Source organism: Rhizobium sp. Leaf262 (genome assembly GCF_001422245.1).
Classification (GTDB): Bacteria; Pseudomonadota; Alphaproteobacteria; order Rhizobiales; family Rhizobiaceae; genus Agrobacterium.
This window is the reverse complement of record NZ_LMMM01000016.1, coordinates 366,695-380,813: the sequence shown is the minus strand read 5'-3', so window position 1 is coordinate 380,813 and position 14,119 is coordinate 366,695. Positions and strand designations below refer to the sequence as shown.

Sequence of the window (14,119 nt, the reverse complement as noted above, 5' to 3'; positions counted from 1 at the left end):
CGCTGACAAGAAATATCGCCAAAGCGCCGGAACCTTTTCGCCTGAAACACTTTTCTGCGTCTCATGTGGTTTAAACAATTGCGCGAGAAGGGGCATGTGCGCGATCAGGGGAGCTTTCCTTTCGCAATCGACTGACAGCCCAGCAACAAGACAGTTCTTATTTTCAAAAAAGTTCTTCGAAAAATAAAACATCGGGCGGCCAAGGCACATGGCCGATACATGGGGTAGAAAATTGCACGAAGAGACGAGTAATATAGGTCCAATTCTCGCCCAACTTTTCAAACAGGCCCCAACTTTCATAGCCCTTTTGCGCGGGCCGGAGCATCGATTCGAGCTTGCCAATCGCAGCTATATGAAGCTCGTGGGCCGCGACGATATTGTCGGCAAAACTCTTGCTGAGGCCTTGCCTGACGCGGTTGCGCAAGGTTTCACGAATATCCTCGACGACGTCTACCGTTCGGGGTCGCCATATTCCGCCTCCGGCGCGCATTACGCGGTTCAGTCCGAGCCCGGCGGACCCGTGACCGAACGTTATCTTGACTTCATCTATCAGCCTATCGTCGGGGATAATGGTCGCGTCGAAGCCATTTTCGTGGAAGGCTCCGACGTGACGGAGCGCACGCTTGCCGAAAGGGAGCGTCGAGAGAGCGAAGCGCTTTACAAGGGCCTGTTCGATGCCATCGATGAAGGCTTTTGCATCATCGAGTTTTTCGATGGTCCGCATGGCCCCAACAGCGACTACATCCATATTCAGGCCAACGAAGCCTATGCCCGTCATGCCGGTATTCCCAACGTGGTGGGGCAGAAACTACGCGAAATGGTGCCGGATGAAGCGGATGCCTGGGTGGCGCGCTACGGAGAGGTGTTGCGCACCGGTAAACCCATCAGGTTTCAGCAGGAACTGGTGGCGACAGGCCGTTACCTCGAGCTGGCGGCAGTCCGCATCGAACCGGAGGAAAAACGTCGGGTCGCCGTGATGTTTCAGGATATTACGGCAAGGCGACGTGCAGAGGCGGCGCTTGCGAAACTCAACGCCACGCTGGAACAGCAGGTGGAGGAGCGCACCGCTGAACTGATGGTCGCGGAAGAGGCGTTGCGGCACAGCCAGAAAATGGAAGCCGTGGGGCAACTGACCGGGGGGCTCGCCCATGACTTCAACAATATTTTGGCCGGCATCAGCGGCAGTCTTGAAATGATGAGCACGCGGTTGGCGCAGGGCCGTGTCGGCGACCTCGAGCGCTACATCAACGGCGCGGTCGGAGCGACGAAGCGGGCAGCCGCACTCACCCAGCGTCTCCTCGCGTTTTCCCGACGGCAGACACTCGACCCCAAGCCGCTCAACATCAACACGCTCGTCGATGGCATGCTGGATCTGATCACCCGTAGCGTGGGTCCAGCCATCGAGGTCGAAACCGTTGGCGCAGCCGGCCTCTGGGCAACCAACGTCGATGCCGGACAGCTTGAAAACGCGCTTCTCAATCTGTGTATCAATGCACGGGATGCCATGCCCGGCGGCGGTAAGCTGACAATCGAGACCTGTAATCGCTGGATAGACGACCGCGCGGCACGCATGCGCGGGCTGGAGCCGGGGCAATATGTGTCCCTATGTGTGTCCGACACCGGCACGGGTATGAGCCAGGAAGTGATAGACCGGGCGTTCGATCCCTTCTACACCACCAAGCCGATCGGGCAGGGGACAGGACTTGGCCTGTCGATGGTCTATGGCTTTGCCGGCCAGTCGGGCGGCGCTGCACGCATTTACTCTGAAGTCGGTAAGGGCACGATGATCTGCCTTTATCTACCGCGGCATTCCGGCGACGTGGAATTGATGGAGATCGAGTCGCTTGCGGTGACGGACGCCCTGCGTGCCGACGGCGGCGAGACCATTCTCGTGGTGGATGACGAACCGCTGGTGCGGATGCTGGCCGTCGAGGAGCTTCAGGATCTCGGCTATTCCGTCATCGAAGCGGAAGACGGTGCGTCGGCCTTGCGGATTCTCAATTCAGCCCGCGATATCAGCCTGCTGATCACGGATGTCGGCCTTCCCGGCGGCATGAATGGTCGCCAGCTGGCCGATGCGGCACGGGTCAAGCGGCCGGAACTGGAAGTGTTGTTCATCACCGGCTATGCCGAGAATGCCGTGCTCAATCACGGCCATCTCGATCACGGCATGCATGTCATGACCAAGCCCTTCCAGCTGGATGCCTTCGCCCAGCGCGTCAAGGCGCTGGTTCACCCCAAGCAATAGGGCTATCGCTCAGCCCCGCAGCGCTTCGACCGGAGACTGGCGGTAGGCAAGCCATGCAGGCAGGATGGCGAGACCCGCAGCCACGGCCAGCAGCACCAGCGCCTGCGCCAGATCGGCCTTGGCAAATTCAACCGGCATGACGACGCCGCTTTTGGCGACGAGCATGCCGGTGATGATCTTGGCCGCTGCAAAACCGATGGCGAAACCAAGCGCGATGCCCGAGGCAAACAAAGCGAAGAGTTCCGTCCAGACGATCAGCGATATGGACGACCGCGGCGCACCGAGCGCACGCAACGCACCGATCTGCTTTCGCCTCTGCACGATATGGGTAAGGGTGACGAGAATGAGAGAGGCAGCGACCAGCAACTGGGCCCCGATGGCCACCACGGACAGAACCTCGCGGGCATCACCCAGCGTCGCATAGAGCTTCGTCAGAACCTCACCCGGAAAGACCGCCAGCGTATTGCCCTGCCGGTATTGCTGGCGCAGCTTATAGGCATCGGCAATCGACTTTGGTTTCACCAGAATGGCGGGAACGCCGGGTGTTTCCGAGGTGAAGACTTCACTCAACGCTTCGGCTTCTTCGCCTGCTCCGTGAGCGTGATCATGGTGTTCATGACCCTCCTCATGCGCGCCGTGGGCGTGGTCATGGCCTTCCTCATGGGTTTCGCCTGCCGTTTCATGCTCATGGTCGTGATCATCGCCGTCCATGCCGTGAATGTGCCAGACGGAGCTGATGGGGACGAGAATGGCGCGATCCCAGGGCGTTCCGGTGGGCTTCAAACGTCCCTGAACGTGATAGACGATCTCGGTATGGGTGTGGCCACCTTCTTCCGCCGTGCCATGCATCGGCTTGATTTCCGCACCGATGGGCAGATCGACGGCAGAGCCGATCACAGCATCCTCACCATCGGCAAAGCCCTCACCTTCCAGAAAGCCACCGGATGTATTGTCGATGAGCGCTGTCGTCGTTCCTACGATTGGATAGCCGGCAAAAGAATCGCCAAAGCCCACGGGCCCGGCCCATGCGACACGCGGATCGTTCGCCAGTGTTGCCAGCGTCGCACCACTGACCAACGGCAGGGGAGCGGCCTGTAGGAACACGGAGGAGAGAACCAGCTGCGTCTCACTGCCAGCGGCACCGATGACGAGATCGAACTTGTCCGCAGCGCGGGCCGTGCCCAGCCGCAGCGCCCGTTCCTGCAATGTCACGGTGACGCCCAGCGCTGTTGCCATGGCTACAAGCAGAACGACGACCAACGATCCAGCCCAGAGGCGTTTCAGATCGGATAAAACAAAACGTATCATATCAAGAATTCCGGGCGCTATCGGTCACGATACGGCCATTGGCCAGCTCGAGACGGCGGTCGAGGCGTTCGGCCAAAAGCCTGTCATGGGTAATGACGATGAGTGTGGAACCCTCCACCCGCGCCAGATCGACCAGCAGGCGGCCGATGGCCTCGCCATTTTCGGGGTCGAGGCTTGCGGTGGGCTCGTCGGCGACGATGACGCCGGGTTTTCTGAGCAGCGCGCGGGCAATCGCCACACGCTGCATTTCGCCGCGCGACATGGTGTCGATTTTCTGATCTGGCCGAGCAAGACCGGTTTTTTCCAGCAGAAACGCGGCGCGAGAGGCATATTGGCTGGACATGGCACGCGACAGGCGGACCGGCAGGAGAATGTTTTCTATGGCGGACAGGCCGGGCAGAAGATGAAACTCCTGCATGACGAGGCCGACATTCTCGCCGCGCCAGCGGTCTCTTTTGGTTTCGGCAAAACCGGCAATATCCTGATCCCGCCACAACACCTTGCCCTGACGAATACGTTCAAGCCCGGTGATGACGTTGACGAATGTGCTTTTGCCGGACCCGGAGGCACCGGTGATGGACATCTTCTCGCCAGCCGCAACCGAGAGGTCATCGACGGATAGCACAGGTGTGGCGAGCCCGGGATAGGAAACCGAAAGGCCTGAAATATTCAAGGACAGCATGTTTAGGAAACTCTGTATTCCGCATCTCTGATGCGCACGAGGCTGACAAATCCGGTTTCCGGGTCTGTCCAGGAGCCGCGCTCCAGAACACCCGTGACCTCGATTGTCGTACTGGGCTGCACGAAGGTCTGTTTTTCCGAGAGATAGACGACGACGATATTGTCCGGCCAGTCGGAATCCGACGAGCAGAACGGGCACAGGGCCATGGGAATTTCGGTCAGAACAAAAAAGGAGGCTTCGGCCTTCAATGGCGGTGCCATAAAGCCTTTCATGCGGATCTGCTGGCCGGTCAGCTGTTTCAGCTTGTCGGAAAACTCCAGACCCAACACGCCAATCTTGCCGTACATTTCATCGAAGGTAAGGGGCGACGTTGCTGCAAGGGTTTCCCGTGCGCAAAGCGTGAAGGCGGAAAGGGTCGCAAGCTTGAGCGACTGCCGACGCGTCAACACGGGGGTAAGTTTCGCCATGACGATCTCCTTTTTCCGAGCGGTCCGGTTGTTCAAACGAAGACGATCCGGCTCGCCTGTGCAAGCCGGATCGTTTTTCTTTTACAAAGATTACTGCGTCTGCTTTGCGCCGAGCGCGAAAGTGTCTGCCAGCACGCGATAAACGTCGCTCTGTTCCATGTAACCCTTGAAGCCTTCCGAGCCAGGGCCGGTGGACTGAAGAACGATATCGTCTACGGCGTGAACACCCGTATCGCCGTCCTTTGGAATATTACCCTGCACGAAGACTGCGCCTGGAACATTCTTGTAGGCTTCGTTGGCGATATATTCCTTCTTCTCGTTCTGGATTGCCGGAACGAAAGGACCATCCATCTTCGGGCGGAATGTTTCGTAATGGTCAGGACCATTATTGGCATTCAGGAACAGGCGGCGGCTGACGTCGATCCGGTCAGGATAACCATCGCCATCCTTGTCTTCGTAGTTCGGGAAGCCGGCTTCGGCATAGGTGCCGACCTTGGCGCGCATTTCATCGCCCGGCTTTTCGTCATCGACGGTGCCGATGATCGAAACGCCATGAGCGTGGTCGCCGGTGACGACGATCAGCGTGTCGGGGTTCTTGGCAGCGAATTCACGAGCAACGCCAATGGCCTTGTCGAATTCGATGGTTTCGACAACAGCGCGGTCCCAATCCAGCGGGTGAGACATCTTGTCGATGTTGGCGGCTTCGACCATCAGGAAGAAACCGTCCTGGTTCTTGGACAGTTCACCGAGAGCTGCCTTGGTCATGTCGACCAGACCGGGCTGGTTCGGAAACTTGTCGACGGTGCCCTTCTTGAGGAAGTTGCGGTCGAGAAGCGTGTCCATGTTGCCGGTGTGGAACAGGCCGAGAAGCTTGCCGGTGTTGGAGCCTTCAGCCTTTTCAAGCTCGTTCTTGTCGGTTGCCAGCGTGTAGCCTGCATCCTGGAACAACTTGATATAGTCCTTGTCGTCCTTGCGCTTGGAACCGGGAACGTCCTTGCCAAGGAAATAGGCCGAGCCACCGCCCAGAACGACGTCAGGCTTGACGTCGAACATCATGCCGGTGATTTCAGCCTTGTCGCCACGCTTGCGGGTGTGGGAAACGATGGCCGCAGGCGTCGCATCCTGCAATTCGGATGTCGTGACGATGCCGATGGACTTCTTCGTCTGGCGGCGCAGGGCCTCGCCGATGGTCTCGACCTTCGGGTCATCGAGGCTTGCAGGCGTGCGGTCGCCGTAAACGCCGAGAGCGTTCACAGGAGCCTTGTGGCCGGTCATGTAGGCCGACATGGTGTTGGCGCTATCGGTGGCGATGGCTTCGGTGGACGACGTGCCGATGAAGGCCATGCGGTCCATTTCGTCCATGTTCAGACGACCGTTCGCCTTACCTTCGGTCATGCCCTTGGACATGATGCGGGCAGCGGTGCGGTGCGCAACAGAGAGGCCGTCACCCAGCAGGAAAATGATGTTCTTGGCCTTTGGCGTTTCGCCGGTGCCATAAACAACCCAGTTGACGCTCTTGGTTTCGGAACCGGCGGAAACTTCGACTTTGTAGTCGCCAGCCTTGGCAATCTTGAGGCCACGCAGGGTGACAGCGGAACCGAGAACCTTGTCTTCCTTGCCCTTTTCTTCGGCGGTGAAGGTGACATCGGCGCCGAAGACGGTCTTGTAATCCTGGCCGTTGACGGTGATCTTCACGTCTTCAGGCTTTACGACATTCTTGAACTCGACTTTGAAGTCAAAAGGAGAACCGCTGAGAATCGTTGCACGATCAAGCGGATAGACGGTTGCGGCCTGTGCAGCACCGGCAAGCACGGTGGTCGCGACGAATGCGGCGATAAGTTTGCGCATGATAACCTCTAAGGAGTTATGTTTTATAGAAAAGCACCCCGCCTATAGGGACCGCGCATGACAGTGAAATGACGATCCGCGCGAATCTGAAGGGCGCTGCACAACCCGGCTGTTTTTATTTCTGCCGTGCCGAAAGGCGCTCAGGGTGCCTCATCTGTTTTATGCAAGCTTTATTTCTTCATTTTTTGGTGCAATCGACGCATTGATCCGCCTTGCAGCGGGAAAAATCGCTCCTTATATACCCCCCAGACAGCAGCAAGAATGCTGCACAAACCGGAAGACCATCCAAGTCAAGGAGTTGTCAGTGGAATGCCTCCCGGGGTTCCGACAACTCGCTTCAAGGAGAGAAGAGAATGGCAAAAGTAATCGGTATCGACCTTGGCACGACCAATTCCTGCGTCGCAGTGATGGACGGCAAGGACACAAAAGTCATTGAAAACGCGGAAGGTGCACGTACGACCCCTTCCATGGTCGCCTTCAGCGACGATGGTGAGCGTCTGGTCGGCCAGCCTGCAAAGCGTCAGGCCGTCACCAACCCGACCAACACCCTGTTTGCGGTCAAGCGCCTGATCGGTCGCCGCTACGAAGACCCGACTGTCGAAAAGGACAAGGGCCTCGTACCGTTCGAGATCGTCAAGGGCGACAATGGCGACGCATGGGTAGAAGCACAGGGCAAGGGTTACTCTCCATCGCAGATTTCCGCGATGATCCTTCAGAAGATGAAGGAAACTGCCGAATCCTACCTCGGTGAAAAGGTCGAAAAGGCCGTCATTACCGTTCCCGCTTACTTCAACGACGCACAGCGTCAGGCGACCAAGGATGCTGGCCGCATCGCCGGCCTTGAAGTTCTGCGCATCATCAACGAGCCGACGGCTGCTGCCCTGGCTTATGGCCTCGACAAGAAGGAAGGCAAGACGATTGCCGTGTACGACTTGGGTGGCGGTACCTTCGATATTTCCGTTCTGGAAATCGGCGACGGCGTTTTCGAAGTTAAGTCCACCAATGGCGATACCTTCCTCGGTGGTGAAGACTTCGACATGCGTCTGGTCGAATATCTGGCCGGTGAGTTCAAGAAAGATCAGGGCATCGACCTGAAGGGCGACAAGCTTGCTCTTCAGCGCCTGAAGGAAGCTGCCGAAAAGGCAAAGATCGAGCTTTCATCTTCGCAGCAGACCGAAATCAACCTGCCCTTCATCACGGCAGATGCGACCGGTCCGAAGCACCTGACGCTGAAGCTGACCCGCTCCAAGTTCGAAAGCCTCGTGGACGATCTGGTCCAGCGCACCGTTGCACCATGCAAGGCAGCGCTCAAGGATGCAGGCGTTTCGGCTGCCGAGATCGACGAAGTCGTTCTCGTCGGTGGTATGAGCCGCATGCCGAAGGTTCAGGAAGTCGTCAAGCAGCTGTTCGGCAAGGAGCCGCATAAGGGTGTGAACCCGGATGAAGTTGTTGCCATGGGCGCTGCCATTCAGGCCGGCGTTCTGCAGGGCGACGTCAAGGACGTTCTGCTTCTCGACGTAACGCCTTTGTCTCTCGGTATCGAAACACTGGGTGGCGTCTTCACACGTCTGATCGACCGTAACACGACGATCCCGACCAAGAAGAGCCAGACCTTCTCGACCGCCGAAGACAACCAGTCCGCCGTGACCATCCGCGTTTCGCAGGGTGAGCGCGAAATGGCTGCGGACAACAAGTCGCTCGGTCAGTTCGACCTCGTCGGCCTGCCACCATCGCCACGCGGCGTCCCGCAGATCGAAGTCACCTTCGATATCGACGCCAACGGCATCGTGCAGGTTTCCGCAAAGGACAAGGGTACCGGCAAGGAACAGCAGATCCGTATTCAGGCATCTGGTGGTCTGTCCGACGCCGACATCGAAAAGATGGTGAAGGACGCCGAGGCCAATGCCGAAGCCGACAAGAAGCGTCGCGCCGGTGTGGAAGCCAAGAACCAAGCCGAAAGCCTCATCCACTCCACCGAGAAGTCGGTGAAGGAGTATGGCGACAAGGTTTCCGAAACCGACCGCAAGGCCATCGAAGACGCCATCGCTGCGCTCAAGACGTCGGTTGAAGCCTCCGAGCCGGATGCTGACGACATTCAGGCCAAGACCCAGACTCTTATGGAAGTATCCATGAAGCTTGGTCAGGCCATCTACGAAGCCCAGCAGGCTGAAGGTGGCGAAGGTGCTGCCGAAGGCGGCAAGGACGACGTGGTCGATGCGGACTATGAAGAAATCAAGGACGACAAGAAGTCCGCATAAGCGTGACGTTTTGAAATCCAATTGATGCTTGACTGAAATCCGGCTGCCTCGTGCAGCCGGAAATCCATTTCCGGGGCGTGTTATTAATGGCGAAAGCAGACTTTTACGAAACACTTGGCGTTGGCAGAACTGCCGACGAAAAAGAGCTGAAAAGCGCCTTCCGCAAACTCGCGATGAAATATCATCCGGACAAGAATCCTGGTGACGCCGAGTCTGAGAAGAAATTCAAAGAACTCAACGAAGCCTATGAAACACTGAAAGACCCACAGAAGCGGGCTGCCTATGACCGTTTCGGTCACGCGGCCTTCGAGCAGGGCGGCATGGGCAATGCGGGCGGCGGCTTCGGCGGTGGCGGCAGCGGTGGCTTCTCCGACATTTTCGAAGACATCTTCGGCGAGATGATGGGTGGCGGGCGTGCGCGTCGCTCGAGCGGCGGACGCGAACGCGGTGCCGATCTTCGCTACAACATGGAAATCTCGCTGGAAGAAGCCTTTGCGGGCAAGACGGCGCAAATCCGTGTGCCGACCTCCATCACCTGCGATGTCTGTTCCGGTTCCGGTGCGAAGCCCGGCACGCAGCCCAAGACCTGTGGCACCTGCCAGGGTTCTGGCCGTGTGCGTGCCGCGCAAGGATTTTTCTCCGTCGAGCGTACCTGCCCGACCTGCCACGGTCGCGGCCAGACGATTACCGACCCTTGCAGCAAGTGCCACGGTCAGGGTCGCGTGACGGAAGAGCGTTCGCTCTCGGTCAATATTCCAGCCGGTATCGAAGACGGTACCCGCATTCGCCTGCAAGGCGAAGGCGAGGCGGGTATGCGCGGTGGCCCATCGGGCGACCTCTATATCTTCCTGTCCGTGCGTCCGCATGAGTTCTTCCAGCGTGACGGTGCCGATCTCTATTGCGCCGTGCCGATCTCCATGACGACGGCAGCACTTGGCGGCACATTCGATGTGACGACGCTTGATGGTACAAAATCGCGCGTGACGGTGCCCGAAGGTACGCAGGCGGGCAAGCAGTTCCGTCTGAAGGGCAAGGGAATGCCTGTTCTGCGGTCTGCGCAACAGGGCGATCTCTATATCCAGATTCAGATCGAAACACCTCAGAAGCTGACCAAGCGTCAGCGCGAATTGCTGCAGGAATTCCATGAATTGTCGTCCAAGGATAACAATCCAGAATCCACCGGCTTCTTTGCCCGGATGAAGGAATTCTTCGACGGCTGATCTCACCGCTTGATGGTTAAGACAAAGCCGCGCTTCGAAAGAATGCTCGGCTTTTTTATGCCCGCCAGATCAGCCAGCAAATCCGCCCTGTTCCAAAAAGAGTTTCTCTTTCTCGGTACTCTTTCGCAGCAGGATGTCATTGCGATGCGGGAAACGACCGAAGCGGTCTATGATGTCGCGATGCTCGACGGCAAAAGGTAGGTAGCGCTCGCCCAGGGGTTCGCACAGCTTGCAACACAGGTGCTGGTCCTCAAGGTCTTCGGAATGCATCAAGGGCAAGTAGAAGAAAATGCGAAGCTCCGCATCGATCGTCACGTCGTGACCCCGGCGCATGGCTTCATGGCCATAATGGCGGGCAAGCGGGTCGGTGGCATACATATGGGCCGTGCCGCGAAAGCAATTGCGCGGAAACTGATCCAGCAGCAACAGCAGCGCAAGACTGCTCTCGTCGCCCTCAAGCCAGCTATCAAGTTCGCGGCGGGCGGCTGAAAAATGCAAATCCCTGAAACGATCATGAAACGTCGCGTCGAAATGGGCGTCCTTGTCGAACCATTTTTCCGGTCCGGCCTCTTTCCAGAATGCCATGACATCAGAAGCGGGCGTTGTGGTGCCTTTGCTCATAATGCGCTCCTCAATAATGCGGTGGCTTGGTAATGGCTGGGGCTTCCAGCGACTGCTCTTCGAGGTTCAAAAAGCGCTCGGTCAGCCGATCCAGTTTGGCGCGGGTCTGCTCGACGACTTTCCATTGCTCGGTCAGTTGATCGGACAGCTCCTCAATGGTCTTTGCCTGATGCGCCACGGTTTCTTCGAGTGCAATGATACGGTTTTCGCTGTCGTCGGCCATGGGCATCTCCTGATCTAGGCCCTGCTTTGCCAGCTTTACATCTCACAGACAAGACAAAGGCCGGACATGATGCCCGGCCTTTGGTGGTTTCGGTGATGCGGTCAAAGATCAATCTTCTTCCTGGAAGACCTCTTCGCGCTTCTTCTTGACGCTGGGCAGGAAGACAACGACCAGAACCGCCAGTGCGATCAACAGCAACGTGGCGCTGATGGGACGCGTGACGAAGGTCGTCGCGTCACCGCGCGACAGGATCATGGCGCGCCGCAGGTTTTCTTCCAGAAGCGGCCCCAGAACGAAGCCGAGCAGAAGCGGTGCCGGTTCGCAGCGCAGTTTGACGAGCGCATAGCCGATGAGCCCGAAGAAGGCGACGGCATAGAGGTCGTAGACGTTGGAATTGACGCTGTAGACGCCAATGGCACAGAACGCCATGATGATGGGGAAAAGCACGTAGTAGGGGATCGTCAGCAATTTCACCCACAGCCCGATGAGCGGTAGGTTGAGAACGACCAGCATCAAATTGCCGATCCACATGGAGGCGATGATGCCCCAGAACAGCGCAGGCTGTTCGGTGGCGACATTGGGTCCGGGAACGATGCCCTGAATGATCATCGCGCCTATCATAAGTGCCATGACCGGGTTGGCAGGAATGCCAAGGGTCAGGAGCGGAATGAACGAGGTCTGCGCACCGGCATTGTTGGCCGATTCGGGGCCAGCCACACCGGCAATGGCACCATGACCGAATTCTTCCGGGTGCTTCGAGACACGCTTTTCCACCGTGTAAGACGCAAAGGCCGCAAGGATCGCGCCGCCGCCCGGCAGAATGCCGAGGGCCGAGCCGATGGCCGTGCCGCGCAGAACCGGGCCGATCATCTGCTTGAAGTCTTCCTTGCTGGGCAGGAGGCCGCTGACCTTGGCCATCAAGACGGAACGTGTCTTTTCATTCTCCAGGTTTCTCAAGATTTCGGCGATGCCGAAGACACCGACGGCGACAGCGACGAAGTTGAGACCATCGGCATATTCACGAATGCCCAGAGTGAAGCGCGGCGTGCCGCTATAGATATCCGTGCCGACGAGACCGAGCAGTAGCCCCAAGACCACCATGGCCAGCGCTTTGATGATGGAGCCGTGGGCAAGGGCTATGGACGAGACCAGCCCGACCACCATCAGCGAGAAATATTCGGCGGCACCGAACTCCAGCGCGATGGCGGTGAGTGGCGGTGCAAAGACTGCCACGAGGAAGGTCGAGACCGTGCCAGCGAAGAAAGAGCCGATGGCGGCAATAGCCAGTGCCACGCCTGCCTTGCCCTTGCGCGCCATCTGGTAGCCATCGATGGCGGTGACGGCAGACGAAGATTCGCCCGGCATGTTGATGAGGATCGCCGTGGTCGAGCCGCCATATTGTGCGCCGTAATAAATACCGGCCAGCATGATGAGCGACGAAACCGGTTCCAGCTGGAAGGTGATCGGCAGCAGCATGGCAATGGTCGCCGTGGCGCCGATGCCCGGCAGAACGCCTATCAGGGTTCCGAGCAACACACCGATGAGGCAGAAGAACAGGTTGTCTATGGAGGTTGCGGTGGAAAAACCGAGCGCGAGATTATTGAACAGTTCCATCATGCACCTCAGAAATTGAGCCAGGGGCCGAAGCGCTGGAAAGGCAGGCCAAGACCGTAGTCGAAGACTGCGACGGAAAAGATGGTGATGCCGACCGACAGCAGAACCGCCATGAGCGGTTTCATCTTATGCGATGCAAAGGATGCGATGAGTGCGCTGAGGAAGAGTGCCGGGACGAAGCCCAGACCACGCACGGTCATACCAAAGAAGATCGGTGCAGGCAGAATGAGAAAGATGCCGCGCCACGCGATCGGCCCCATCGGCTCTCCCTGAACCTTGCCAGCGCGCACGAGGATGAGCGTGCCCAGCCCGACGAGAATGAGCGACAACACCAGCGGAAAATAGCCGGGGCCCATGCGAAAGGCCGTTCCCAGCTCCAGCCCGTAGGATTGCCAGGCAAAGAAGATGCCGAGCAGAATGAAAAAGGCGCCACAAATCGCCTCTGTTGCGTCGAAAGAAATGGATTTCATATGTTTGTCCCCCGCTGGCGAGTGAAGACCGGCGGCATCAAAACGCCACCGGTCGATTGCTTGATAGCAGGCTTAGTCGGCGTACTGGCCAGCGGCCTCGATCACCGTTTTCCAGCGCGGTATCTCGCTTTCAAGCTTGGCCTTGAGCGCCGAGGGCGTGCCATCTGCTTCCGGCGATGGCGTGGTTCCGAGCTCGGCAAAGCGGGCTGCGACATTCGGGTCCTTCAGCGCAAGCTGAAGCGACTTGGACAGGCGCTCATTGATCTCGGCAGGCGTGCCCTTTGGCGTATAGATGCCGTGCCAGACACCAACTTCGAAGTTCGGCAGACCTGCTTCAGCGGAGGTCGGCACGTTCGGCAGCACGTCCAGACGCTTCGGTGTGGTGACGGCATAGGCCTTTACGGTGCCGCCCTGGATTTGCTTGGTGGTGTTGGTGGTCTGGTCGCACATGATGTCGACCTGACCGCCGAGAAGATCGGTCATGGCAGGGCCCGTGCCCTTGTAGGGAACGGTGACGAGCGGCGTTTCGATGGCGCTCATGAACAGCATGCCGCACAGATGCGAGGCAGCACCGATACCGGCATTGGCGACGGTGACCGTATCCTTGTTGGCCTTGGCATATTCGATCAGGCTCTTGAGGTCGTTGGTTTCCAGCGTCTTGCGCGAGAGGATGGTCATCGGCACTTCGGTGACGAGGCCGACATAGTCGAACGCTTCGAGCGTGTTGTAGGCCAGCTTGCGATAAAGCGTGGCGCTGGTTGCCATGCCGATGTGGTGGAGAAGGACGGTGTAACCATCCGGATCAGCGGACGCGACGCGGCCCGCACCCAGCGTGCCACCGGCACCGCCGACATTTTCCACGATAATCTGTTGTCCCAGATCCTTCGACATGGATTCGGCAACGAGGCGCGCAACCGTATCGGTCGGGCCACCTGCGGCGAAGGGAACGACCATGGTGATGTTGCGCTGCGGATAGGTCTGTGCAGACGCGGACAGAGCAAACAGCGATACGGCAGCGGCAGCCACGGCACCTGTGACGGTTTTGAGAATTTTCATCTTTTCCTCCCGATGAAATATGGCCTCATCGACCGTCGCACTCCTATTGCGCCGGTCGGGGTGAGGCTATTTGCAATCGGTGGCGGCGCGGGCGCAATGCAGGG

General features: G+C 58.4%; 12 protein-coding genes. 3 read left to right on the top strand and 9 right to left on the bottom strand.

Annotated features, from left to right (window positions below; all coding sequences use genetic code 11):
- The first annotated feature begins 208 nt into the window (after positions 1 to 208).
- Entirely contained in the window at positions 209 to 2,248 is a 2,040-nt protein-coding gene (locus ASF29_RS16015; protein WP_082453526.1) for a PAS domain-containing protein, read from the top strand.
- Positions 2,249 to 2,257: 9 nt separating this feature from the next.
- Here ASF29_RS16015 and ASF29_RS16010 read toward each other — a convergent pair whose 3' ends face one another.
- The 4 genes from ASF29_RS16010 to ASF29_RS15995 all read right to left on the bottom strand — a co-directional run bounded on the left by ASF29_RS16010 (position 2,258) and on the right by ASF29_RS15995 (position 6,553).
- On the bottom strand, positions 2,258 to 3,556 hold the full coding sequence (locus tag ASF29_RS16010) for an ABC transporter permease (protein WP_062451635.1): 1,299 nt from the start codon (positions 3,554 to 3,556) through the stop codon (positions 2,258 to 2,260).
- A gap of 1 nt (position 3,557) precedes the next feature.
- Positions 3,558 to 4,238: an ABC transporter ATP-binding protein gene (locus tag ASF29_RS16005; protein ID WP_062451634.1), complete on the bottom strand. Its 681-nt coding sequence runs from the start codon at positions 4,236 to 4,238 to the stop codon at positions 3,558 to 3,560.
- A 2-nt stretch (positions 4,239 to 4,240) separates the two neighbouring features.
- Positions 4,241 to 4,705 carry a hypothetical protein gene (locus ASF29_RS16000; protein WP_062451633.1) on the bottom strand — a complete coding sequence of 155 codons (465 nt, stop codon included), beginning with the start codon at positions 4,703 to 4,705 and terminating at the stop codon, positions 4,241 to 4,243.
- A gap of 90 nt (positions 4,706 to 4,795) precedes the next feature.
- Positions 4,796 to 6,553 carry an alkaline phosphatase gene (locus ASF29_RS15995; protein WP_062451632.1) on the bottom strand — a complete coding sequence of 586 codons (1,758 nt, stop codon included), beginning with the start codon at positions 6,551 to 6,553 and terminating at the stop codon, positions 4,796 to 4,798.
- A gap of 353 nt (positions 6,554 to 6,906) precedes the next feature.
- Between ASF29_RS15995 and dnaK the strand changes: the two genes are divergently transcribed.
- Entirely contained in the window at positions 6,907 to 8,811 is a 1,905-nt protein-coding gene (dnaK, locus tag ASF29_RS15990; RefSeq protein ID WP_062451631.1) for a molecular chaperone DnaK, read from the top strand.
- A gap of 86 nt (positions 8,812 to 8,897) precedes the next feature.
- Positions 8,898 to 10,031: a molecular chaperone DnaJ gene (dnaJ, locus tag ASF29_RS15985; protein WP_062451630.1), complete on the top strand. Its 1,134-nt coding sequence runs from the start codon at positions 8,898 to 8,900 to the stop codon at positions 10,029 to 10,031.
- A gap of 69 nt (positions 10,032 to 10,100) precedes the next feature.
- On the opposite strand, the gene ASF29_RS15980 is transcribed toward dnaJ, so the two are convergent.
- From ASF29_RS15980 to ASF29_RS15960, 5 genes are all read right to left on the bottom strand, one after another.
- On the bottom strand, positions 10,101 to 10,652 hold the full coding sequence (locus ASF29_RS15980; RefSeq protein WP_062451629.1) for a DUF924 family protein: 552 nt from the start codon (positions 10,650 to 10,652) through the stop codon (positions 10,101 to 10,103).
- A gap of 10 nt (positions 10,653 to 10,662) precedes the next feature.
- On the bottom strand, positions 10,663 to 10,875 hold the full coding sequence (locus ASF29_RS15975; RefSeq protein WP_062451628.1) for a SlyX family protein: 213 nt from the start codon (positions 10,873 to 10,875) through the stop codon (positions 10,663 to 10,665).
- A gap of 108 nt (positions 10,876 to 10,983) precedes the next feature.
- Entirely contained in the window at positions 10,984 to 12,489 is a 1,506-nt protein-coding gene (locus ASF29_RS15970; protein WP_062451627.1) for a tripartite tricarboxylate transporter permease, read from the bottom strand.
- 8 nt (positions 12,490 to 12,497) lie between these two features.
- Positions 12,498 to 12,959 carry a tripartite tricarboxylate transporter TctB family protein gene (locus tag ASF29_RS15965; protein ID WP_062451626.1) on the bottom strand — a complete coding sequence of 154 codons (462 nt, stop codon included), beginning with the start codon at positions 12,957 to 12,959 and terminating at the stop codon, positions 12,498 to 12,500.
- Between the two features lie 72 nt (positions 12,960 to 13,031).
- Positions 13,032 to 14,015, bottom strand: coding sequence for a tripartite tricarboxylate transporter substrate-binding protein (locus ASF29_RS15960; protein ID WP_062451625.1), 984 nt, complete (start codon positions 14,013 to 14,015; stop codon positions 13,032 to 13,034).
- Positions 14,016 to 14,119: the final 104 nt, after the last annotated feature.

Coding starts and splice junctions, on each gene's coding strand:
- ASF29_RS16000 (WP_062451633.1), bottom strand. CDS start 4,705: ATGGCGAAACTTACCCCCGTGTTGACGCGTCGGCAGTCGCTCAAGCTT.
- dnaJ (WP_062451630.1), top strand. CDS start 8,898: ATGGCGAAAGCAGACTTTTACGAAACACTTGGCGTTGGCAGAACTGCC.
- ASF29_RS15970 (WP_062451627.1), bottom strand. CDS start 12,489: ATGGAACTGTTCAATAATCTCGCGCTCGGTTTTTCCACCGCAACCTCC.
- ASF29_RS15965 (WP_062451626.1), bottom strand. CDS start 12,959: ATGAAATCCATTTCTTTCGACGCAACAGAGGCGATTTGTGGCGCCTTT.
- ASF29_RS16010 (WP_062451635.1), bottom strand. CDS start 3,556: ATGATACGTTTTGTTTTATCCGATCTGAAACGCCTCTGGGCTGGATCG.
- ASF29_RS15960 (WP_062451625.1), bottom strand. CDS start 14,015: ATGAAAATTCTCAAAACCGTCACAGGTGCCGTGGCTGCCGCTGCCGTA.
- dnaK (WP_062451631.1), top strand. CDS start 6,907: ATGGCAAAAGTAATCGGTATCGACCTTGGCACGACCAATTCCTGCGTC.
- ASF29_RS15995 (WP_062451632.1), bottom strand. CDS start 6,553: ATGCGCAAACTTATCGCCGCATTCGTCGCGACCACCGTGCTTGCCGGT.
- ASF29_RS16005 (WP_062451634.1), bottom strand. CDS start 4,238: ATGCTGTCCTTGAATATTTCAGGCCTTTCGGTTTCCTATCCCGGGCTC.
- ASF29_RS15980 (WP_062451629.1), bottom strand. CDS start 10,652: ATGAGCAAAGGCACCACAACGCCCGCTTCTGATGTCATGGCATTCTGG.
- ASF29_RS16015 (WP_082453526.1), top strand. CDS start 209: ATGGCCGATACATGGGGTAGAAAATTGCACGAAGAGACGAGTAATATA.
- ASF29_RS15975 (WP_062451628.1), bottom strand. CDS start 10,875: ATGGCCGACGACAGCGAAAACCGTATCATTGCACTCGAAGAAACCGTG.